The sequence below is a fragment of the Pseudomonas sp. ADAK7 genome, assembly GCF_012935675.1.
Taxonomy (GTDB): domain Bacteria; phylum Pseudomonadota; class Gammaproteobacteria; order Pseudomonadales; family Pseudomonadaceae; genus Aquipseudomonas.
In genome coordinates, this window is record NZ_CP052861.1 from 1,648,667 (window position 1) to 1,668,394 (window position 19,728).

22 protein-coding genes are annotated in these 19,728 nt (G+C 59.3%); 11 read left to right on the top strand and 11 right to left on the bottom strand.

All coding sequences use genetic code 11. The features are described 5' to 3' along the window. Positions 1 to 48: 48 nt before the first annotated feature. Complete coding sequence (locus HKK53_RS07575) at positions 49 to 576, top strand: hypothetical protein (RefSeq protein WP_169370279.1); 528 nt, start codon at positions 49 to 51, stop codon at positions 574 to 576. Between the two features lie 117 nt (positions 577 to 693). Here the strand turns inward: HKK53_RS07575 and HKK53_RS07580 are convergent, their stop codons facing one another. The 5 genes from HKK53_RS07580 to HKK53_RS07600 all read right to left on the bottom strand — a co-directional run bounded on the left by HKK53_RS07580 (position 694) and on the right by HKK53_RS07600 (position 6,491). Further along, positions 694 to 1,140: an NUDIX hydrolase gene (locus HKK53_RS07580; RefSeq protein WP_169370280.1), complete on the bottom strand. Its 447-nt coding sequence runs from the start codon at positions 1,138 to 1,140 to the stop codon at positions 694 to 696. Between the two features lie 78 nt (positions 1,141 to 1,218). Next, positions 1,219 to 1,767: a cupin domain-containing protein gene (locus tag HKK53_RS07585; protein ID WP_007895886.1), complete on the bottom strand. Its 549-nt coding sequence runs from the start codon at positions 1,765 to 1,767 to the stop codon at positions 1,219 to 1,221. Between the two features lie 268 nt (positions 1,768 to 2,035). Beyond that, positions 2,036 to 3,322 (bottom strand): NAD(P)/FAD-dependent oxidoreductase, encoded by a 1,287-nt coding sequence (locus HKK53_RS07590; RefSeq protein WP_169370281.1) that lies wholly within the window; start codon positions 3,320 to 3,322, stop codon positions 2,036 to 2,038. Positions 3,323 to 3,372: 50 nt separating this feature from the next. Next, on the bottom strand, positions 3,373 to 4,863 hold the full coding sequence (locus HKK53_RS07595) for an aldehyde dehydrogenase (RefSeq protein WP_169370282.1): 1,491 nt from the start codon (positions 4,861 to 4,863) through the stop codon (positions 3,373 to 3,375). A gap of 251 nt (positions 4,864 to 5,114) precedes the next feature. Continuing rightward, positions 5,115 to 6,491: a glutamine synthetase family protein gene (locus HKK53_RS07600; protein ID WP_123409720.1), complete on the bottom strand. Its 1,377-nt coding sequence runs from the start codon at positions 6,489 to 6,491 to the stop codon at positions 5,115 to 5,117. A gap of 280 nt (positions 6,492 to 6,771) precedes the next feature. Here HKK53_RS07600 and HKK53_RS07605 point away from each other — a divergent pair, with 280 nt between their 5' ends. From HKK53_RS07605 to HKK53_RS07625, 5 genes are all read left to right on the top strand, one after another. Continuing rightward, positions 6,772 to 7,533 (top strand): gamma-glutamyl-gamma-aminobutyrate hydrolase family protein, encoded by a 762-nt coding sequence (locus tag HKK53_RS07605; protein ID WP_169370283.1) that lies wholly within the window; start codon positions 6,772 to 6,774, stop codon positions 7,531 to 7,533. A 376-nt stretch (positions 7,534 to 7,909) separates the two neighbouring features. After that, positions 7,910 to 9,052 carry a polyamine ABC transporter ATP-binding protein gene (potA, locus tag HKK53_RS07610; protein ID WP_149658484.1) on the top strand — a complete coding sequence of 381 codons (1,143 nt, stop codon included), beginning with the start codon at positions 7,910 to 7,912 and terminating at the stop codon, positions 9,050 to 9,052. Beyond that, positions 9,049 to 9,963, top strand: a complete 915-nt coding sequence (locus tag HKK53_RS07615) for an ABC transporter permease subunit (RefSeq protein ID WP_123509047.1) — start codon at positions 9,049 to 9,051, stop codon at positions 9,961 to 9,963. The genes potA and HKK53_RS07615 overlap by 4 nt, the downstream gene beginning before the upstream one ends. Then, a complete protein-coding gene (locus HKK53_RS07620) occupies positions 9,960 to 10,844 on the top strand; it encodes an ABC transporter permease subunit (protein ID WP_169370284.1) in 885 nt (294 codons plus the stop codon). The genes HKK53_RS07615 and HKK53_RS07620 overlap by 4 nt, the downstream gene beginning before the upstream one ends. A gap of 218 nt (positions 10,845 to 11,062) precedes the next feature. After that, the gene (locus HKK53_RS07625) at positions 11,063 to 12,160 is read left to right on the top strand and encodes a polyamine ABC transporter substrate-binding protein (RefSeq protein WP_169370285.1); all 1,098 of its coding nucleotides are present in this window, start codon (positions 11,063 to 11,065) and stop codon (positions 12,158 to 12,160) included. 234 nt (positions 12,161 to 12,394) lie between these two features. On the opposite strand, the gene thpR is transcribed toward HKK53_RS07625, so the two are convergent. Next, positions 12,395 to 12,961 (bottom strand): RNA 2',3'-cyclic phosphodiesterase, encoded by a 567-nt coding sequence (gene thpR / locus HKK53_RS07630; RefSeq protein WP_169370286.1) that lies wholly within the window; start codon positions 12,959 to 12,961, stop codon positions 12,395 to 12,397. 60 nt (positions 12,962 to 13,021) lie between these two features. Here thpR and HKK53_RS07635 point away from each other — a divergent pair, with 60 nt between their 5' ends. Further along, on the top strand, positions 13,022 to 13,216 hold the full coding sequence (locus HKK53_RS07635) for a hypothetical protein (protein ID WP_169370287.1): 195 nt from the start codon (positions 13,022 to 13,024) through the stop codon (positions 13,214 to 13,216). Between the two features lie 14 nt (positions 13,217 to 13,230). Here the strand turns inward: HKK53_RS07635 and HKK53_RS07640 are convergent, their stop codons facing one another. After that, positions 13,231 to 13,584, bottom strand: a complete 354-nt coding sequence (locus HKK53_RS07640) for a DUF1428 domain-containing protein (protein WP_169370288.1) — start codon at positions 13,582 to 13,584, stop codon at positions 13,231 to 13,233. An 18-nt stretch (positions 13,585 to 13,602) separates the two neighbouring features. Continuing rightward, positions 13,603 to 14,670 (bottom strand): hypothetical protein, encoded by a 1,068-nt coding sequence (locus tag HKK53_RS07645; protein ID WP_169370289.1) that lies wholly within the window; start codon positions 14,668 to 14,670, stop codon positions 13,603 to 13,605. An 80-nt stretch (positions 14,671 to 14,750) separates the two neighbouring features. Between HKK53_RS07645 and HKK53_RS07650 the strand changes: the two genes are divergently transcribed. Both HKK53_RS07650 and HKK53_RS07655 read left to right on the top strand, forming a co-directional pair. Next, complete coding sequence (locus tag HKK53_RS07650) at positions 14,751 to 15,065, top strand: hypothetical protein (RefSeq protein WP_169368742.1); 315 nt, start codon at positions 14,751 to 14,753, stop codon at positions 15,063 to 15,065. Continuing rightward, on the top strand, positions 15,062 to 15,331 hold the full coding sequence (locus HKK53_RS07655) for a hypothetical protein (RefSeq protein ID WP_169370290.1): 270 nt from the start codon (positions 15,062 to 15,064) through the stop codon (positions 15,329 to 15,331). Before HKK53_RS07650 ends, HKK53_RS07655 begins: the two co-directional genes overlap by 4 nt. Here the strand turns inward: HKK53_RS07655 and HKK53_RS07660 are convergent. Together HKK53_RS07660 and HKK53_RS07665 are read right to left on the bottom strand one after the other, a co-directional pair. After that, the gene (locus tag HKK53_RS07660) at positions 15,328 to 16,329 is read right to left on the bottom strand and encodes a hypothetical protein (protein WP_169370291.1); all 1,002 of its coding nucleotides are present in this window, start codon (positions 16,327 to 16,329) and stop codon (positions 15,328 to 15,330) included. The genes HKK53_RS07655 and HKK53_RS07660 overlap by 4 nt on opposite strands. A gap of 75 nt (positions 16,330 to 16,404) precedes the next feature. Beyond that, entirely contained in the window at positions 16,405 to 16,659 is a 255-nt protein-coding gene (locus HKK53_RS07665) for a hypothetical protein (protein ID WP_169370292.1), read from the bottom strand. 197 nt (positions 16,660 to 16,856) lie between these two features. On the opposite strand from HKK53_RS07665, the gene HKK53_RS07670 reads away from it, so the two are divergent. Beyond that, on the top strand, positions 16,857 to 17,213 hold the full coding sequence (locus tag HKK53_RS07670) for a hypothetical protein (RefSeq protein ID WP_169370293.1): 357 nt from the start codon (positions 16,857 to 16,859) through the stop codon (positions 17,211 to 17,213). A 21-nt stretch (positions 17,214 to 17,234) separates the two neighbouring features. Here HKK53_RS07670 and HKK53_RS07675 read toward each other — a convergent pair whose 3' ends face one another. Next, positions 17,235 to 17,471 (bottom strand): hypothetical protein, encoded by a 237-nt coding sequence (locus HKK53_RS07675; RefSeq protein ID WP_169370294.1) that lies wholly within the window; start codon positions 17,469 to 17,471, stop codon positions 17,235 to 17,237. Between the two features lie 158 nt (positions 17,472 to 17,629). Between HKK53_RS07675 and HKK53_RS07680 the strand changes: the two genes are divergently transcribed. After that, the gene (locus tag HKK53_RS07680; RefSeq protein WP_169370295.1) at positions 17,630 to 19,393 is read left to right on the top strand and encodes an L-lactate permease; all 1,764 of its coding nucleotides are present in this window, start codon (positions 17,630 to 17,632) and stop codon (positions 19,391 to 19,393) included. Positions 19,394 to 19,728 lie beyond the last annotated feature (335 nt).

Consider the following 19,728-nt stretch of genomic DNA (forward strand, 5'->3'; position numbering starts at 1 on the left):
AACCATTAATCCTGCCTATTTCTCAAACCGCTACGGACAGAAACGCCCATGAAACCGCTGTACTTAGGCTCGCTCCTGCTGCTACTCGTAGGCTGCTCACCGATCCCACAATACGAAGCCCCCGCCGACGCCCCCCAAGCGCAGATCCGCAGCGAAATGGACGCAATGATCAATCGTCACAACTACCTGACCCTTAGTGCAGCGCCGACTATGGCCTGCAAGTACGGCCGGTCGGTGCCCGTGACACCCGCTCGGCAACTGTTCTCGGTCTGGGGTGGCTACCCATCGACCCCCTCGAAACCCGAAGGTTTTCGAGCCATTGAAGCGGGCAAGCCGATCCATCTGTTGCTGGAGGGCGGGGCCAGCGGCAACCGCAGATGCACGGTCGATTTTGTTACCGAGTTCATGCCGGGCGCTCGCTATGTGATCAAGGGCGGCATCACCGACGGCCCTCATGTCATGAGCGGCTGCCAGATCAACATCGTCGATCTGGATTCCGGGGTTCGACTGTTTCAGGCCGAGCAGTCACCGGCCAACGGCTGTGCTCTGGATCGGCTGTTACCGCCGATGCGTTGATCACGCGCGCTGGTTGAGTACGCGGTCGTAAAGTTTGTAATCGTTGTTAAATGACGCTGGAAATAAGATGGCAGATCTTTATTTAGATAGATCTGTCACCTTCTTTTGTCATGGGCTTCAGTCCAGCAATGCGACTTTTTTGAGTAAATCGGAAAGCCCATCAGGTACCAACGGTGATTCGTCAGTAAAGCTTGCGCATGAATGCCACTTCGCTGTGAACGCAGCCCCATCGCTCTCTTGAGCATTCAAGTACGGTAATTCGTAAACGGTGCTATCCAAAAACTTCGCATCGTAAACCTGCACGATTTCGTGCCCTGGCTTACCGGCATACGTAAAGAGGCTTTCAAGCGTACCGATCAACCGGACATCGGTGATCGGCAAACCGAGTTCTTCCTGGATCTCTCGCACAACGGCTTCGGCGCTGGTTTCGCCAAAGTCGATGCCTCCGCCTAGCGGCCGGAAGAAGGTTTGTTTTGTGGTGGGGTCGCAGAATTCGTTGACCAGTATCTTTCCATCGTGATGGAAGACACACAGTGCAAGTGCACGGATGCGTTGGGTAGTCATGCAGGTAAGTCCATTTACTTTGAAGAATGCCTGTAGCAACGGACGAAGGTTGCTACAGGTCGGTGTCCATTTGCGATATCAGAAGTTAGCCGGCGTGTTGGCACTAATAATCTCCGCCTCATCCGCCCCAATATTCCTAAATCGATGCGGCAACGTTGTCGGAAAGTAATACCCATCCCCGGCATTCAGCACACTGATCTGCCCATCCACCGTCAACTCAACCGTGCCCCGAGTCACCAACCCACACTCCTCGCCTTCCGAGTGCACGATCGGCTCCTCACCAGAACTAGCCCCAGGCGCGTACTGCTCGCGCAACAAGCGCATCTGCCGACTCGGCACCGAAGCCCCAATCAGCAACAACCTCAACCCATGCCGCCCAAGATCCGGCTGTTCATTCGCCCGAAACACGTATTGATGCTCACGCGGTGGCTGGTCGAAGGTGAAGAAGTCCGCCAGGGACATGGGGATGCCTTCGAGCAGTTTCTTGAGGGAGCTGACGGAGGGGCTGACGCGATTTTGTTCGATCAGGGAGATGGTGGCATTGGTGACGCCGCTACGGCGGGCCAGCTCGCGCTGGGACAGTTTGTAGCTTTCGCGTACTAATTTGAGTCGTGAGCCCGTGTCCATGACAGCCTTATGTGTGTGCACTACTTAAGGGGTTATGGGGGTGGATGGCGGGCGACTTTTGGCCGCGAGGAGCACCGCTTCCCTGTCCCAGAAACGTGAAAGGCGGGTATTAAATCACGTTTGTTCGTGTTGCTCAGCAGGTTCGATGGGTGGTGGGTAAAAAGCCCAAAACGGGGACGCTTCGCGACCCAGCGGGAGCAAGCTCCCTCGCCACAAAGATGGTGTTGGTTTGGACGTTGTGGCGAGGGGGCCCGTTCACACAGGGACTTTAGATACCGAAACGGTCGCGCAGTGCGTAGTACGCAGCGCCCATTGCGGTCAGCGGCGCCTGGAAGGTGCGGCCGCCGAGCATCGGCATGTGCGGCAGGGAGGCGAACGCATCGAAGCGTTCGGCGTCGCCGCGGATCATTTCGCTGATGAGTTTGCCGGCCAGGTGTGAGCAGGTGACGCCGTGGCCGCTGTAGCCTTGCATGTAGTAGGCGTTTTTCTCGATGCGGCCGAACTGCGGCATGCGCGACATGGTCAGCAGGAAGTTGCCGGTCCAGCGGTAGTCGATTTTCACGTCCTTCAGTTGCGGGAAGGTCTTGAGGATTTTCGGTTTGATCAGTTGCTCGATGTCGTCCGGCTCACGCGCGCCGTAGACCACGCCGCCGCCATACAGCAGACGGTTGTCGGCGGTGAGGCGGTAGTAGTCGAGCAGGTAGTTGCAGTCTTCGACGCAGTAGTTGTTTTTGATCAGGCTGCGCGCAACTTGCTCGGACAACGGTTCGGTGACGACGATTTGCGAGCCGCAGGGCATGCTTTTGCTGGTCACGCGATTGTCGAGGCCTTGTGGCAGATAGGCATTGCCGGCGATCAGCAGGTACTTGGCGCGGACCACGCCTTTGGCGGTGCGCACGGTAATCGGCTCGCCGTAGGTGATTTCCACCGCCGCCGATTGCTCGTAGATCTTACCGCCCAAACCGATGATGGCCGAGGCTTCGCCGAGGGCCAGGTTCAGCGGGTGGATGTGGCCGCCCTGCATGTCCAGCAGGCCGCCGACGTAGTTGTCGCTGCCGACTTCACGTTTGATGTCGGCGGCGTCGAGCATTTTCAGGTTTTTGTTGCCGTAGCGTTCCCAGCTGCTTTTCTGCTCGGCCAGGCCTTTGAGTTGCTTTTTGTTCAGCGCAGCGAAGATACCGCCGGGCTTGTAGTCGCATTGGATGTCGTAGTGCTGGATGCGCTGACGGATGATGTCGGCGCCTTCGAAGATCATGCTGCCGAGGATTTCAGCGGTTTTGTCGCCGTAGCGTTCTTCGATGACATCGACGTCGCGGCTGTAGGAGTTGACCAGTTGGCCGCCGTTGCGACCGCTGGCGCCGAAGCCGACTCTGGCGGCTTCGAGCACGGTGACGCTGTAGCCCGCTTCGGCGAGGAACAGCGCCGAGGACAGACCGGTGTAGCCGGCGCCGATCACGCAGACGTCGCATTCCACAAGTTCTTCAAGCACCGGGAATTCGCCGGTGAAGTTGCGGGTGGCGGCGTAGTAGCTGTTGACATGTGTTGTTGGTTTCATACGTTTCTCCGATGGTCGCAGGCTGGCCTGCGACCGCCGCTGTAAAGGTGTTAGAGCTTGATCCAGGTCGCTTTGAGTTCGGTGTATTTGTCGAACGCATGCAGCGATTTGTCCCGACCGTTACCCGACTGCTTGAACCCGCCGAACGGCGCGGTCATGTCGCCGCCGTCGTACTGGTTGACCCAGACGCTACCGGCGCGCAATCCGCGAGCGAAGGTGTGGGCCTTGCTCAGGTTGCTGGTCCAGACGCCGGCGGCCAGGCCGAAGATGCTGTCGTTGGCGATGGCCAGCGCTTCATCGAAGGTGTCGAAGGTGATCAGCGACAGCACCGGGCCGAAGATTTCTTCCTGGGCGATGGTCATGGCGTTGGTCACGCCGTCGAAAATCGCCGGGTCCACGTACAGGCCACCGGTGCTTTCGAGGGTGCGGCTGCCGCCCGCGATCAACTGCGCGCCCTGGTCTTTGCCGACCTGGATGTAGCGCAGCACGTTGTCCAGTTGACGCTGATCAACCACGGCGCCGACGGTGGTTTCAGGATCCAGGGCGTGCCCCGGTTTCCAGGCTTGCAGCGCTTCCACCAGCAGCGGAATGAACTGCTCGCGAATCGAGCGCTCCACCAGCAACCGCGAACCGGCGGTGCAGACTTCGCCCTGGTTGAAGGCAATCGCCCCCGCCGCTGCTTGTGCTGCCGCGCGCAAATCCGGCGCGTCGGCGAACACCACGTTTGGACTCTTCCCCCCTGCCTCGAGCCAAACGCGTTTCATGTTGCTTTGCCCGGCGTAGATCAGCAGTTGCTTGGCAATCGCGGTGGAGCCGGTGAAGGCCAACACGTCGACGTCCATGTGCAACGCCAGCGCCTTGCCGACGGTGTGACCGTAGCCTGGCAGGACGTTGAACACGCCTTTCGGAATGCCCGCGTCCAACGCTAATTGCGCGATGCGGATCGCGGTCAGTGGCGACTTTTCCGAAGGCTTGAGGATGAACGAGTTGCCGGCGGCCAGGGCCGGGGCGAACTTCCAGCTGGCCATGATCAGCGGGAAGTTCCACGGCACGATGGCGGCGACCACACCGGTGGGTTCACGGGTGATGAGGCCGAGTTGATCGTGGGGCGTGGCGGCGACTTCGTCGTAGATCTTGTCGATGGCCTCGGCGCTCCAGCGGATCGCGTTGGCGGTCGCCGGAATGTCGATGTTCATCGAGTCGCTGATCGGTTTGCCCATGTCGAGGGTTTCGAGCAGGGCCAGTTCTTCCTGGTTCGCCAGGATGAGATCGGCGAAGCGGATCAGAATTTTTTTACGTTCGGCAGGTGCAAGACGCGCCCAGATGCCGGACTCGAACGTCTGCCGTGCGACGGCGACGGCCGCGTTGGCGTCGGCTTCGTCGGTGCTGGCGACGTTGGCCAGGAAGCGGCCGTCGACCGGGCTGATGCATTCGAAGGTGTCACCGCTAAGTGCTGCGCGGTATTGCCCGTCGATAAAGGCCCGGCCTTCGATGGATAAGGACTGGAAGCGTTGTTCCCAGTCGCTGCGAGTGTTTGTCATTGTTGTGACTCGACGCAGAGGAATAAGTAGTTATTGGATTGAAGCCAGCCAGTGAAGAAGTCTCAGCCGTAGCGCGTTCTTTTGTAGCAGCTGGCGAAGCCTGCGTTCGGCTGCGAAGCAGTCGTGAAATCAGGCGATGCGGTGCTTCAGGAAAGCCCAGCGCTCAGGTTTTACGACTGCTTCGCAGCCGAACGCAGGCTACGCCAGCTGCTACAGGTTTCGTTGCCGCCTAACTGACTGGTGTCAGCCCATCAAACGGTGTGCAAATACCAGTTGTACTCAAGGTCCGAGATGGAGTTCTCGAACTCGGCCAGCTCGCTTTCCTTGCACGCCACGAACACGTCGATGTAGAGCGGGTCGATGTATTTGGCCATGACTTCGCTGTCGTCCAGCTCGCGCAATGCGTCGCGCAGGTTGTTCGGCAGGCTCTGTTCATTCTGCTCGTAGCTGTTGCCTTCGACCGGTGGGCCTGGCTCGATTTTGTTGGTCAGGCCGTGGTGAATACCGGCCAGGACCGAGGCCATCAACAGGTACGGGTTGGCATCCGCACCGGCAACCCGGTGCTCGATGCGCACCGAGTCCGCCGAACCGGTCGGCACTCGCACCGCAACGGTACGGTTGTCGATGCCCCAGCTCGGCGAGTTCGGTACATAGAACTGCGCGCCGAAGCGGCGGTACGAGTTGACGTTCGGGCACAGGAAGGCCATCTGCGCCGGCAGGGTCTCGAGCACACCGCCGATCGCGTGACGCAGTGCGGCGTTCTGCTCGGGATCCTCGCTGGCAAAGATGTTGTTGCCTTCTTTGTCGAGAATCGAAATGTGCACGTGCAAACCGTTGCCCGCCTGGCCCGGATACGGCTTGGCCATGAAGGTGGTGTCCATCTCGTGGTCGTAGGCGATGTTCTTCACCAGACGCTTGAGCAACACCGCGTAGTCGCAGGCCTTGATCGGGTCGTTGACGTGATGCAGGTTGACTTCGAACTGCGCCGGGGCGCTTTCCTTGACGATCGCATCAGCAGGGATGCCCTGCTCTTTCGCACCTTCGAGGATGTCTTGCAGGCAATCGACGTATTCGTCGAGGTCGTCGATCAAGTACACCTGGGTCGACACCGGACGCTTGCCCGATACCGGCGAACGCGGTGACTGCGGACGGCCATTCACGTTGTCCTGATCGATCAGGTAGAACTCGAGTTCAAATGCCGCGCAGATGGTCAGGCCCATGTCGTCGAATTTGCGCACGACATTAGCCAGTACTTCACGCGGATCGGCGAAGAACGGTTGGCCTTCGAGTTCGTGCATGGTCATCAACAGTTGCGCGGTTGGGCGCTTCTGCCACGGCTCAATGCTCAGGGTGTCCGGGATGGGGTAGCAGATTCGATCGGAGTCGCCGATGTCCAGACCCAGGCCGGTGCTTTCCACCGTAGAACCGTTGATGTCCAGGGCAAACAGCGACGCCGGGAGGTTGATGCCTTTTTCGTAAACCTTATGAAGACTGGTGCGTTCGATGCGCTTGCCGCGCACCACACCGTTCATATCCGCAATCAGAAGGTCGACGTACAAAACCTCAGGATATTTCTTAAGGAATGCGTTTGCTTCGTTGAGTTGAACGGTACGCAGAGGGACCGACATGATGCACCTATTAGCTGTTAATTATTATGTTCACTACGGTGTTGCGAGCCCAGTCAACCCGAACGGCAAAGTGAAGTCAATAGCGAACACTTGGCCTTTCAACCTTTATTTTCGGGCCTTTTATGGGGACGAGAGTGCCAGATAGGTCGCCTGAGCCGCGTAAACCCTCAGCATCGGACGACCGGCGTTTAGAATTTTTTACATGAGAGTTGTTAATTAAAATCAACAAGGCTAAGCTCCGGAAAAGCTCGTTCAAGTGTGAAACTTCGAGGTGATAAAAATGGCATTCAAGCCATTGATCGGCGTTACAGCGTGCGTCAAACAGATTGGCCTGCACCCCTACCACGTCAGCGGCGACAAGTACTTGCGTGCTGTCAGCGTCGCGGCTCTGGGGCTGCCCGTGGTCATTCCTTCCCTGGGCGAACTGACCGACATCGAGGACTTGCTCGCGCAGCTCGACGGTTTGTTGCTGACCGGCTCGCCCTCAAACGTGGAACCCTTCCACTATCAAGGCCCCGCCAGCGCTCCCGGCACGGATCACGATCCGGCGCGGGACGCCACGACCCTTCCTTTATTGCGTGCAGCCATTGCCGCCGGTGTACCGGTGTTGGGCATCTGCCGCGGTTTTCAGGAAATGAACGTCGCGTTTGGTGGCAGCCTGCATCAGAAAGTGCATGAACTGCCCGGGATGCTCGATCACCGTGAAGCGGACAGTCCGGAGTTGGCGGTGCAATACGCGCCGGCTCATGCGGTGACTGTGCAGCCGGGCGGCGTGTTCGAAGCGCTGGAGCTGCCGGCCGAGTTCATGGTCAATTCGATTCACAGCCAGGGCATTGATCGACTGGCGCCGGGCCTGCGTTGCGAAGCGGTGGCGCCGGACGGTTTGATCGAAGCGATCTCGGTGGAGCACAGCCCGACTTTTGCGGTCGGCGTGCAATGGCACCCGGAATGGCAGGTGCTCTCGAATCCTCAGTATTTAAGTATTTTCCAGGCGTTTGGCGATGCGTGCCGGCAACGGGCGGCGCTACGTAAAAAACGCTGACGACTTAAACCCTCACCCAACCCTTTAACTGCCCTCGTGAACGGGCGGCTGCGCCGACGCGCGCTGCTTCTTCACGCGTAAAAAACGCAACAAGACAACAACAAGCACCACCAGGCAGCCAGGACGGCGGCGCCGAATAAGCCCGAGCGGTATGGGCCAGCGAACCAAACGCAATACCCCTGTAGGAGCGAAGCTTGCTCGCGAAAGCGGTTTGTCGGGCAACGATGATGGCGACTGACACGCCGTCCTCGCGGGCAAGCCTCGCTCCTACAAGGGACCGAGTTTGAATGGATTGGCACCGTACGACACAGGCTTGCAATCAACTATTAAGTCAGGCCGCGTTGGCCCGACGACTGAAACCTGTTGGGAGTTTCACATGGCAAATGCCTCCAGCACTTACAGGAAGGCTCTTGAAGGTCACCAGGCACCGAAAAAGGTCTTGGTGAAAATCGATCGCGTGACCAAGAAGTTCGACGAAACCACCGCGGTGGACGATGTGTCCCTGGAGATCCATCAAGGCGAAATCTTCGCCCTGCTCGGTGGCTCCGGTTCGGGCAAATCGACCCTGCTGCGCATGCTTGCAGGCTTCGAGCGCCCGACCGAAGGGCGAATCTTGCTCGACGGTGTCGACATCACCGACATGCCGCCCTACGAGCGGCCGATCAACATGATGTTCCAGTCTTACGCGCTGTTCCCACACATGACGGTGGCGCAGAACATCGCCTTCGGTTTGAAGCAGGATCGCTTGTCCGCCAGCGAAATCGACGCCCGTGTGGAAGAGATGCTGCGCCTGGTGCACATGACCCAATACGCCAAACGCAAACCCCATCAGTTGTCCGGCGGCCAGCGTCAGCGCGTCGCCCTCGCCCGCTCCCTGGCCAAACGTCCGAAGCTGTTGTTGCTCGACGAACCCATGGGCGCGCTGGATAAAAAACTGCGGTCGCAGATGCAACTGGAACTGGTGCAGATCATCGAGCGGGTCGGCGTGACCTGTGTGATGGTGACCCACGACCAGGAAGAAGCCATGACCATGGCCGAGCGCATCGCGATCATGCACCTCGGCTGGATCGCCCAGATCGGCAGCCCGGTGGACATCTACGAAGCGCCAGTCAGCCGCATGGTCTGTGAATTCATCGGCAACGTGAACGCCTTCGACGGCACCGTTGTGGAAGACCTTGAAGGTCACGCGATCATCCACAGTCCGGACCTGGAGCAGAAGATTTACGTCGGTCACGGCGTCAGCACCTCGGTGCAGGACAAGTCGATCACCTACGCCATCCGCCCGGAAAAAATGCTGGTCAGCACGCTCAAGCCGGAGCAGCGCTACAACTGGTCCAAAGGCAAGGTGCATGACATCGCCTACCTCGGCGGCCACTCGGTGTTCTACGTCGAACTGCCCGGCGGCAAAGTCGTGCAGTCGTTCATGGCCAACGCCGAACGCCGGGGCGCACGTCCGACCTGGGACGATCAAGTCTACGTGTGGTGGGAAGACGACAGCGGCGTGGTACTGCGCTCATGAAAACCTTCAATCAGCAATTCCTGAGACTGGTCCCCAGCGGGCGCAAACTGGTGATCGGCATTCCGTTCATCTGGCTGTTCCTGTTCTTCATGCTGCCGTTCTTTCTGGTGATGAAGATCAGCTTTTCGGAAGCAGCGCTGGCGATTCCGCCGTACTCGGAGATTTACACCTTCGCCGAGCAGAAATTCCAGCTGCTGCTCAACCTCGGCAACTACAGCCTGCTGACCCAGGATGAGTTGTACATCTCGGCGTACCTCGGTTCGCTGAAAGTGGCGCTGCTCAGCACCTTGATGTGCCTGGTGATCGGTTTCCCGATGGCCTACGCGATTACCAAGGCGAAAAAGGAAACGCAAAACGTCCTGATGCTGTTGATCATGATGCCGACCTGGACCGCAATCCTGATCCGCGTCTACGCGTGGATGGGCATCCTCAGCAACAACGGTTTGCTCAACGCCTTCCTGATGTGGACCGGGCTGACCTCGGCGCCAATCGAGATCCTCAACACCAACACGGCGGTGTACATCGGCGTGGTCTACGCCTACCTGCCGTTCATGGTATTGCCGCTGTACGCCAACCTGGTCAAACACGATGAAAGCCTGTTGGAAGCGGCCTCGGACCTCGGTTCGAGCAACTTCAACAACTTCTGGAAAATCACCGTGCCGCTGGCCAAGAACGGCATCATCGCCGGCTGCATGCTGGTGTTCATTCCGGTGGTCGGCGAGTTCGTGATTCCGGAACTGCTGGGTGGCCCCGAGACGCTGATGATCGGTCGCGTGCTGTGGCAAGAGTTCTTCAATAACCGCGACTGGCCGGTGGCGTCTGCCCTGGCGGTGGTGATGCTGTTGATCCTGATTGTGCCGATTCTGCTGTTCAACCGCAGCCAGGCCAAAGAGATGGAGGCACGGGGATGAAACGCTTCGGATTTTCAAAGTTCATGCTGATTTTCGGCCTGTCGTTTATCTACTTGCCGATGCTGATCCTGGTGATCTACTCGTTCAACGCCTCGAAACTGGTGACAGTGTGGGGCGGCTGGTCGCTGAAGTGGTACGCCGGTTTACTCGACAACACGCAACTGATGGGCTCGGTGGTGCGCTCGCTGGAAATCGCCTGCTACACGGCGATTGCGGCGGTGGCGCTGGGGACATTGGCGGCGTTCGTCTTGACTCGGGTGACTCGCTTCAAGGGCCGTACGTTGTTTGGTGGTTTGGTCACGGCGCCGTTGGTGATGCCGGAAGTGATCACCGGCCTGTCGCTGTTGCTGCTGTTCGTGGCCATGGCGCAGCTGATCGGCTGGCCGAAGGAACGCGGTCTGGTGACGATCTGGATCGCCCACACCACGTTCTGTGCCGCGTATGTGGCGGTGGTGGTGTCGGCGCGCTTGCGTGAGCTGGATCTGTCGATTGAAGAAGCGGCCATGGACTTGGGTGCGCGGCCGTTTAAGGTGTTCTTCCTGATCACTATTCCGATGATCGCGCCTTCGTTGGCGGCGGGCGGGATGATGTCGTTTGCCTTGTCGCTGGATGACTTGGTGTTGGCGAGTTTCGTATCGGGTCCAGGTTCGACGACTTTGCCGATGGAAGTGTTCTCGGCGGTGCGTCTGGGGGTTAAACCTGAGATCAACGCTGTGGCCAGTCTAATTCTGCTCGCGGTATCGATCGTAACCTTCATGGTCTGGTACTTCAGCCGCCGCGCCGAAGCCACCCGCAAACGGGCGATCCAGGAAGCGATGGACCAGACCGCCAGCGAATCCTGGCAGCCACAGAAAAACCAACGAGTCGAAGCAACGGCCTAAGGGCCTGCAGCACGCACACTTTGTAGCAGCTGGCGAAGCCTGCGTTCGGCTGCGAAGCAGTCGTGAATTCAGACTCTGCGGTTCTTTCAGGAAGATTGAATTCGCAGGTTTTACGACTGCTTCGCAGCCGAACGCAGGCTTCGCCAGCTGCTACGAGGGGTGCGCCGAGACTGCAATTGTTTTGCGTATTTGAATAAAAAAGAAATGGAGTTGTACCGATGAAAATGTTTGGCAGGACTCTGCTGACACTGTCCTTACTGGGCGCCATGGCTTCGGTTGCCCAGGCCGGCGACAAGGTTCTGCGCGTTTACAACTGGTCGGATTACATCGCTGCGGACACGGTCAAGAAGTTCGAGGACGAGACCGGTATCCGCGTGACCTACGATGTGTTCGACAGCAACGAAACCCTTGAGGCACGCCTGCTCGCGGGTAAATCCGGCTACGACATCGTGGTGCCGTCCAACAGTTTCCTGGCCAAGCAGATCAAGGCCGGCGTCTATCAGACGCTGGACAAATCGAAGCTGCCGAACTGGAAAAACCTCAACCCTGTACTGCTGAAAAACGCCTCGGCCAGCGACCCGGATAACGCTCACGCCTTCCCGTACATGTGGGGCTCGATCGGCATCGGTTTCAACCCGGCCAAGGTCAAGGAAGTGCTCGGGGCGAATGCGCCGACCAACTCCTGGGACCTGCTGTTCAAACCGGAAAACGCGGAAAAACTCAAAGCTTGCGGGATCAGTTTCCTTGATTCGCCGACCGAGATGCTGCCGGCCGCCCTGCACTATCTGGGCTACCCGGTGAATTCCCAGGACAAGGCGCAGATCGCTGAAGCCGAAGCGCTGTTCATGAAGATTCGGCCGTCGGTGGCGTACTTCCATTCCTCGAAGTACATCTCCGACCTGGCCAACGGCAACATCTGCGTGGCCGTCGGTTACTCCGGCGATGTGTTGCAGGCCAAGGCCCGCGCCAAGGAAGCCGGCGACACGGTAAAAATCGACTACAGCATTCCGAAGGAAGGCGCCGGCAGTTTCTACGACATGGTCGCCATCCCGCGGGACGCGGCCAACGTCGAGAATGCTTACCTGTTCATGAACTTCCTGATGCGCCCGGACATCATCGCCGGCATCACCAACGACATCGGCTACAGCAACGCCAATGCGGCGGCGACACCGTTGGTGAATGAAGCGATTCGTGATGAACCGGGGTCATACCCGTCGCAGGCTGTGATGGCGACGCTGTATGCGATTCCGGATATGCCGATTGGCGTTCAGCGCGTAATGACCCGGGGTTGGACCCGCGTGAAGCTCGGTAAATAACTGACACCCCGATCGTTCCCACGCTCTGCGTGGGAATGCCTCCGCGCACGCTCCGCGTTCGGTTCTGGATGGGACGCGGAGCGTCCCGGGCTGCATTCCCACGCGGAGCGTCGGAACGATCACGCCGGGTCGCGTGGGAACGCTCGGCGGCTCCTCTCTTCCGTTCACGCAGCGCCTTACCACCGCTGCACCTGCTGTGAACGGCCTCACCTGGCTCCTCGGTTAAGGTGAACTTCAGGCGCCTCCGGGCGCCTTTTTTTGATCCTGGGACAGCAGCGGCCATTCGGCGAGGGCTCGGTAATGGCCCTTATGGGATTCGAACAGAGTGAAGCGATCCGCCCGCAGGATAAATTCGGGCGGTGATTCAGACTCAGGCACCGGCAAGCGATAGTCGCGCATCAAGGTCAGGTGCGGCCGAAACTCCTTGGGCGCGTCCTCAAACCCGAACGGCAACATCGCTTGTTCCAAGCCATAAACCAGCCGCAACAACTCCGGCGGCGCCTCTTCCGGCACCAGCACCAGAACCCCGTGCTTGCGCCAGACATCCAGCCGATCCAGCACCACCCGCAACGGCACACCCGGCACCCGCACATTCGCCGCCGCGGTGCAGAGATCGGCAATTTGCGCCACGCCCACTGCGCCTAAAAACATCAAGGTCAGGTGAAAATTTTCCACTGGTACCGGGCGTCCGCTGCGCAGTTGCAGAGCGCTGCGCCACTGGACAATCGCTCGGCGCGGCTCGGGGGCGCAGCTCAAGGCGAAAAACAGCCGCTTGAGCGGTTCATGGGATTCGTCGCTCACGCCTGGCACCTCCTGACATGCACGTTATAGTTGAACCAACCCAATCAACCGGAGGGCGCCATGCGAGAGATCATCAGCAAAGAGCCATGGTGGGCGACGCCGCCGCAGCCCGGTCAGGACGAGGCCGAGCTGGAATGGGGCTGGCTGGTTCACTATAGCGAAGGTGAGCCGCGTTTCGAGTTTGTGCGGGAGCGGCCGACGGACAACGAGATCCGCAACCGCAAGAGTTGCAGGATCACCCCGGCGCATGAGTGAACCTGCGCTCGTTGTCAGGCCTGCACGATGATGTTGAATCCGCCAAACACCAGGCGCTGCCCATCGAATGGCATCGGATTGACGTCCGGTTGCATGCGCGGATCGTCCATGAGTTTCTGCATCCCGGCATCGCGGGTGGCCTTGTCGGGCCAGACGATCCAGGAAAAGATCACCGTTTCGTCCTCCTTGAGTTTCACCGCCATCGGAAACGAGGTGACCTTGCCGTCGGGCACGTCATCGCCCCAGCATTCGACGACGCTCAGGGCGCCGTTCTCTTTGAAGATCACGGCGGCGTCCTCGGCGTGTTTCTTGAATTTTTCGCGGTTGGCGGTGGGCACTGCAGCGATAAAGCCATCTACGTAAGACATGGTCGTTCTCCTGCTGGGTTAGGGGTCGATCTGTTGAATAGTCGAACCACCCGGGCTCCAATCGACAGCGCCACCGCTCGAACTGACCGACGGTACTTCAGCGCTCCCCGCCAGGTTGCCCTCGATTTGCGCGGCCATGTACAGCGTACCCGCCATGACACCGGTCGTCGGGTTCTGCACCAGCTTGGTCCAGGCCTTGTCGAAGGTGTTGCCCAGACTGCTGCGAATCAGCGCCTCGCTGTCCGGCCGGTCATTGGCCCGGATGATCGCGCGAATCCCGGCGACCCCAATGGTGATCAAGCCTCCGGCCAGTTTGCCTGCCGCCGCCGCCACCGCACTGGCGGCCCCGCGCGAAGGCAGTTCGGCCTCCATCCGCTGGCTGGCGCGCTTGGCCACTGGGGCCATGGCGGTGTCGGTCGAATCCACGCCCTTGTCACCGCCCGCCTTGTGGATCTTGTCGATCAGCGCCGCGTAGGCCGGCAATGTATTCAGCGGCTCGGTGTGCACCACCTGAAAGAGCGAGGCGTCCCGGGCCGGCGGCGGGCCGAGGGCGATGGCGGGGATTTTCTGGAGGCGACCGTTGAGCTGCGCCATGGGAATGCCGTGACGCTGGGAAATTTTCTGTAATTCTTCCTGAACAATGTCCACGTAGAACGCCGTGGCCAGGCCGAGAATCGCGTCAGGGTCGATTTCCACCGCGACCGGCGCCAGCACCCGTTGCTGGTATTGCTCCAGCAGATACGCCGCCAGGCGCTTGGCCGAAGCGTCCTGCTCGCCCGCAGCGCTGAGCGTGTACCAACTGACCTTCATCGATAGCCATTCCTGGGTCCAGTAACTGCTGAACCAGGGAATGAAGTTCTCTTCGGTCAGTTGATAGACCCGCGTGCGCCAGTAATCCATGGCACCACGGGCGTAGATCTTGGTCTGCTCGGTGGCCGACTGCGACGCGGCGACGATCTCCCGGTCCACCTGCTGCCAGGTGCTCGGCGACACCATCACGACCGGCGCCACTTCCGGGGCGCGCGTAGACATGGCGCATCCCGCCAACACCAGCATCACGGCGACGATCAGCGAACGCAGGTTCAAGATCGCGGTGTCCTGAAGGCGCTCCCGAACGAAATGCCCGGGGCTTATAAGACTATTGAGTTGAGTATAGGTTGAGGGTTTTGGCCGTTCGTCTGGTGATTTGTGGTGCCGTTTATGCCGCCATCGCGGGCAAGCCTTGCTCCTACAGATTTGGCACCGCCATCGATGAAAAAACCTTCACCATCATTCACGTCGATATCCACCATCGTAACGAATGCCTTCCGCAAAAAAACCGACCGGCGCAGGATCGCCCCATACGCAACCCAAACCCCGCATCGGAGGGGCACATCATGTTGATCCATCTCCTGACCTGCCTGGCCCTGACCGCCGTCACGCTGACCCTGTTCTCGCGCTTTTTCCTGGACATCGGCCACACCGAGGAGCACCCGTCATGATCCGCATCGTTACCCTGGCCGTGAGTTTCCCGGTGTTCGGCAGCAACTACTATTCGCAACACGTGGTTTCACGCAAAGAGATCGCGCTGGTGTTCGACCCACAGTTCGAAGACGTGCTGATGCCGGCCGCCGCCAACCATTTCAGCAACGAAGTGGTCGGGCTGAATGATCAATTCCGCTTTTTGAACGATGTGCTGGTCGAGCATTTGCTCGACACTGAACTGGCGCAACAGGCGCCACGTTCGTCTCGCAGCTTCACGTTTTAGTGCACATTCCATTTCCAGCACGACGTTGAACGCAGGCAAACACCGTATTGGTCGTCCAGCTCGGCCATGGGCGTTACCAAACGACGGAACGCTTGATGCGCCAGCTGGGTGTCAGTGCTGAGGTAAAACTCGCGCATTTCCTGGGTCAGTTGCTCGGCGACCGGTCCCTGCCACGCGTCCAGCGTCTGATCATCGAACTGTCGCAGGCGCAGCCCGAACTCCTCCCGATAACGCGCCAATGCCTGCGCGTTGACCTGGCTCATCTCATGATCGAAGGTCCTGAAGTTGCGTCGGTATTGAGCCCAGTACTCCTCCGGAAAAGTGAACCACAACTGCGCCTTGCGCGTGCTGATCTGCTGCTCGAGTTTATCGGGCGGCCTACGCAGACGCGTCACCTCGGCGGAGTCGACTTTCATGTCCGCAGTGATGCTGGCATTGATGATGCGATCGATCATTACCACGCGCTGCGGCGTATCGGGTAATGGCACCACCGGGAAGATCGGCGATGTCCCCGTGCAAGCGGCCAGGCCCTTGTGCTCCAGAGGCAGCGAGGTGCGCAGGGTCTTGCCGTCCACTCGCTCGACCTGCTGCAAGGACACCACACATCGGGATTTCACCGAATCGACCTTCAGCTCATATTCAGCGCCGGGCGCAGGCGTGAGGTTGAACGCCGGCGAACCGCACACCATCAGAAAGGCCGGTTGTTCGGGCTTGAGCTTGATTTCCAGGTATCCCCGCGCATCGGCCGGAGGCGCAAAGCTCATGCCCACCCGCCGTGAAGTGTCGCGGGCAAACACATTATTAAGCACGCCCGTGGTGTAGCCCTGGCAGCGTTCAGCGGTGAAAAGCATGAGGCTGGCATTGTCGACATTGGCGACAAAGCGCAGTTTGGCGGGGTTGGGGTCAACGACCTCGGGATAGGAACCGTTGAGGCTGCAACCGCTGAGCAATGCGCATAGGGCGATCATTGGCCACATGCGCGGTGGGAAAGCTGACATGGATCATCCTTGACGCGCAGGCGCGATGAAAGTGGCCGATGCTACTAAAGGGCTACTAACGCGTCCATCCGGTCCTCATTTGCCCAGGTTCTGATTCATCAAACCGGGCTGTTGATTGGCGCTCTGCCACTGACGCAAGTTGTCGCAACCCTTGGCGTTGAGTTCAGCGGCGTTACTGCGGGCATCGCAGATCATCGACCACTTCTGCCGCAACGACGGGTACTTGATAAAGTCCACGCGGGTGGGCGGTTTGCAGGCGGATGACAGTGCAGCCGACAGCATGACGGCAACCGATTTCCAGGCAGCCGAATAACTCAGGATTAACTTCATGAGGATCCGTTTTCGGTTAAGGAAAACGCTCTTGGAATTTTTTGATCGGGATCTGACAACCGGCCGATTGATCAGGATGTGTGAGCATCCTATGACCTCAATGGCCCTACCACTAGACCCACTTACGGCTCATTTCACAGATCCATTGCCCCGCTAACAAACCGCAATGGCGCAACCGCTATGCGCAAGCATGGGCAATGCTCAAATCACGCGGCGACCCATGTCACCCTTTCGCATTAGTAGGTACGGTCGAGGACTTCTCTGCCGTCAGACCCGGGGCGAAGAACAACTTTCTCACCTTGCATCAAGTGAACTACTTCGAAAGCACTACGGGTGAAGTAATGACCTTTCCTGTCAGCATCGGCCATAGCGATGCAACCTGGCTACAGCAATATCCCGCGAATACAGAAGTCATCGCCTTCGGCGTTTGGAAGACAGCGGATGTTACCCGCAACAAGGCTCCGAAGAAGCAAGACCCTGAGAAGACGACGACCTACGTCAACCATGGGATGACGCTGTATCTGAAATTCAAGCGGCAAGTCGTGGCGGTGTAATTGCGCGATCAACACTGCGCATTACAACGTTTTCTGACTGTTGCCGATGGTCCGCGCCTTTTCGATGGCCCATTCCAGCGCATCTTCCATATCGAGCAGGTGCGGTTTGGGGTCGTGGTCTTCATCAATGACCTTACCGTCCGGCCCATAGACGCCGATAAACATCTCCAACGAACCATCCCGCAATATCTTGGCCTTGACCTCAATCTTGCAGCCGTTCGACAGGGTTTCCGTGTGGACCATATGGCGCTCGGTCATTGCTGCATCCTCTTGTTGTCGTGGGTGAACGAATCACGCCTGAGTCATGTTAGCTCAGCCATAACAGTCGCCAAGACAGCGGCCAAATGCCACCTATACTCCACGCAACCAACCCGCAAAGGATCTGCGCCTCCAACAATAAAAAGCAGAGGTGGAACATGGTCTGGCAGCAAATCTACGACCCGTTCGGCAACCCGGTGATCTCGACCATCATGGCAGCAGTGCCGGTGGTGGTGATGCTGGCCTCCCTGGCGTTCTTCCATGTCAAGGCGCACCTGGCGGCGCTGCTGGCCCTGGCCTCAGCCTTGCTGATCGCCATTTTCGCCTTCGGCATGCCAGCGAACATGGCCGGTACGGCGGCGCTGTTTGGCGCGGCCAACGGCCTGCTGCCGATTGGCTGGATCGTGCTCAACATCATCTTCCTGCACCGGCTGACCACCGAGAACGGCTCGTTCAAAGTGCTACAGGATTCCCTGGCGCGGATCACCGACGACCGGCGCCTGCAATTGCTGCTGATCGCCTTCTGTTTCGGCGCGTTCTTCGAAGGCGCGGCCGGGTTCGGCACGCCGGTGGCGGTGACCGGGGCGATTCTGATCGGCCTGGGCTTCTCGCCGCTGGCGGCGTCGGGCCTGGCGTTGATCGCCAACACCGCGCCGGTGGCCTTCGGCGCCCTCGGTACGCCGATCATCACCCTGGCCAAGGTCACCGGGCTGGATGAAATGGAGCTGTCGATGATGGTCGGTCGGCAACTGCCGTTTTTCTCGGTATTGGTGCCGTTCTGGTTGATCTGGGCCTTTGCCGGCTGGCGCAAGATGCTGGAAATCTGGCCGGCGATTCTGGTGGCCGGGGTCAGTTTTGCCGTGCCGCAGTTCCTCGTTTCCAACTATCACGGACCGATGCTGGTGGACGTGATCGCCGCGCTGATTTCCATGGCGTGCCTGACCGGGTTCCTCAAGGTGTGGAAACCGGCCACTGTGCACACTTCGGCGGCCCTGTCGGGGCGCGTCGATAACTCGAAAATCGACCCGGAGCACGAGCAAAAAACCGAGGCCAGCGCGACCTTTTCCGGCGACGCCAAACCGGCGGTCATGCGCGCGTGGATGCCGTGGATCATCCTCACGGTGTTTGTGTTTGCCTGGGGCACCCAAGGCTTCAAAAACATGTTCGATACCCGCGCCGTCATCGACCCGCAAACCCATTCCGCCACCCTCGACCCGCAAGGCAAGCCGTTGCGTGAGGCCAATCCGATCTTTTCCCCGGCCCTGACCTTCACCACCCTGCACCAGCAAGTCGAAAAAGTGCCGCCGGTGGTACCGACGCCGAAAACCGAAGACGCGATCTACAAGTTCACCTGGTTCACCGCCACCGGCAGCGGCATTTTCTTCGCGGCTATCTTCGGTGGGCTGCTGATGGGCTATTCGATCCCGCAACTGGCACGCCAGTACCTGCGCACCCTGTGGGTGGTGCGGTATTCGCTGATCACCATTGCGGCGATGCTCGCCCTCGGCTACCTCACGCGCTACTCGGGACTGGACGCCACCATGGGCCTGGCCTTTGCCGCCACCGGGATTTTCTACCCAATGTTCGGCACCCTGCTCGGCTGGCTCGGCGTGGCGCTGACCGGCTCGGACACGGCCTCCAACGTGCTGTTCGGCGGCTTGCAGCGGGTGACCTCGGAACAGCTGGGGATCAGCCCGGTGTTGATGGCCGCGGCCAACAGTTCCGGCGGGGTCATGGGCAAGATGGTCGATGCCCAGTCAATCGTGGTCGCCTCCACGGCTACCCGCTGGTACGGGCATGAAGGGGAGATTCTGCGTTATGTGTTCTTCCACTCCATCGTGCTGGCGATCCTGGTCGGCGGGCTGGTGACGTTGCAGGCGTATGTGTCGCCGTTTACGCAGATGGTGGTGGGTGGGCATTGAGACAACGCGATCCCCTGTGGCGAGGGGGCTTGTTCCCTCGCCTCAGCAAGCCTCCTCGCCACAGGTTTTGTCCGCGCCGAGCCCTATTTACCGGGCGACGAGGAACCTTCTCGGTCGCAACTTATCCCTTGATAATCGGCTAAGCTTGAAACACTGAGTCAGTGCGCCCTGAGGGTAATGATTGGTCGACTCAGTCCCCCACGAAACGTCCACGCGAATTGCGAATAGAATGCTAAATTTCCCGCCGGCCAAGTTAGCGTTGATGACCTGCACTTAACTGATTGCGACTGCTGAATATAAATAGCCCTGCCGATGACTGCCAAGGCAGGAGCAGC

Excerpts from the sequence above, each read along its gene's own strand:
- HKK53_RS07575 (WP_169370279.1), top strand. The coding sequence starts at position 49 with ATGAAACCGCTGTACTTAGGCTCGCTCCTGCTGCTACTCGTAGGCTGC.
- HKK53_RS07580 (WP_169370280.1), bottom strand. The coding sequence starts at position 1,140 with ATGACTACCCAACGCATCCGTGCACTTGCACTGTGTGTCTTCCATCAC.
- HKK53_RS07585 (WP_007895886.1), bottom strand. The coding sequence starts at position 1,767 with ATGGACACGGGCTCACGACTCAAATTAGTACGCGAAAGCTACAAACTG.
- HKK53_RS07590 (WP_169370281.1), bottom strand. The coding sequence starts at position 3,322 with ATGAAACCAACAACACATGTCAACAGCTACTACGCCGCCACCCGCAAC.
- HKK53_RS07595 (WP_169370282.1), bottom strand. The coding sequence starts at position 4,863 with ATGACAAACACTCGCAGCGACTGGGAACAACGCTTCCAGTCCTTATCC.
- HKK53_RS07600 (WP_123409720.1), bottom strand. The coding sequence starts at position 6,491 with ATGTCGGTCCCTCTGCGTACCGTTCAACTCAACGAAGCAAACGCATTC.
- HKK53_RS07605 (WP_169370283.1), top strand. The coding sequence starts at position 6,772 with ATGGCATTCAAGCCATTGATCGGCGTTACAGCGTGCGTCAAACAGATT.
- potA (WP_149658484.1), top strand. The coding sequence starts at position 7,910 with ATGGCAAATGCCTCCAGCACTTACAGGAAGGCTCTTGAAGGTCACCAG.
- HKK53_RS07615 (WP_123509047.1), top strand. The coding sequence starts at position 9,049 with ATGAAAACCTTCAATCAGCAATTCCTGAGACTGGTCCCCAGCGGGCGC.
- HKK53_RS07620 (WP_169370284.1), top strand. The coding sequence starts at position 9,960 with ATGAAACGCTTCGGATTTTCAAAGTTCATGCTGATTTTCGGCCTGTCG.
- HKK53_RS07625 (WP_169370285.1), top strand. The coding sequence starts at position 11,063 with ATGAAAATGTTTGGCAGGACTCTGCTGACACTGTCCTTACTGGGCGCC.
- HKK53_RS07635 (WP_169370287.1), top strand. The coding sequence starts at position 13,022 with ATGCGAGAGATCATCAGCAAAGAGCCATGGTGGGCGACGCCGCCGCAG.
- HKK53_RS07640 (WP_169370288.1), bottom strand. The coding sequence starts at position 13,584 with ATGTCTTACGTAGATGGCTTTATCGCTGCAGTGCCCACCGCCAACCGC.
- HKK53_RS07655 (WP_169370290.1), top strand. The coding sequence starts at position 15,062 with ATGATCCGCATCGTTACCCTGGCCGTGAGTTTCCCGGTGTTCGGCAGC.
- HKK53_RS07660 (WP_169370291.1), bottom strand. The coding sequence starts at position 16,329 with ATGTCAGCTTTCCCACCGCGCATGTGGCCAATGATCGCCCTATGCGCA.
- HKK53_RS07665 (WP_169370292.1), bottom strand. The coding sequence starts at position 16,659 with ATGAAGTTAATCCTGAGTTATTCGGCTGCCTGGAAATCGGTTGCCGTC.
- HKK53_RS07670 (WP_169370293.1), top strand. The coding sequence starts at position 16,857 with ATGCTCAAATCACGCGGCGACCCATGTCACCCTTTCGCATTAGTAGGT.
- HKK53_RS07675 (WP_169370294.1), bottom strand. The coding sequence starts at position 17,471 with ATGACCGAGCGCCATATGGTCCACACGGAAACCCTGTCGAACGGCTGC.
- HKK53_RS07680 (WP_169370295.1), top strand. The coding sequence starts at position 17,630 with ATGGTCTGGCAGCAAATCTACGACCCGTTCGGCAACCCGGTGATCTCG.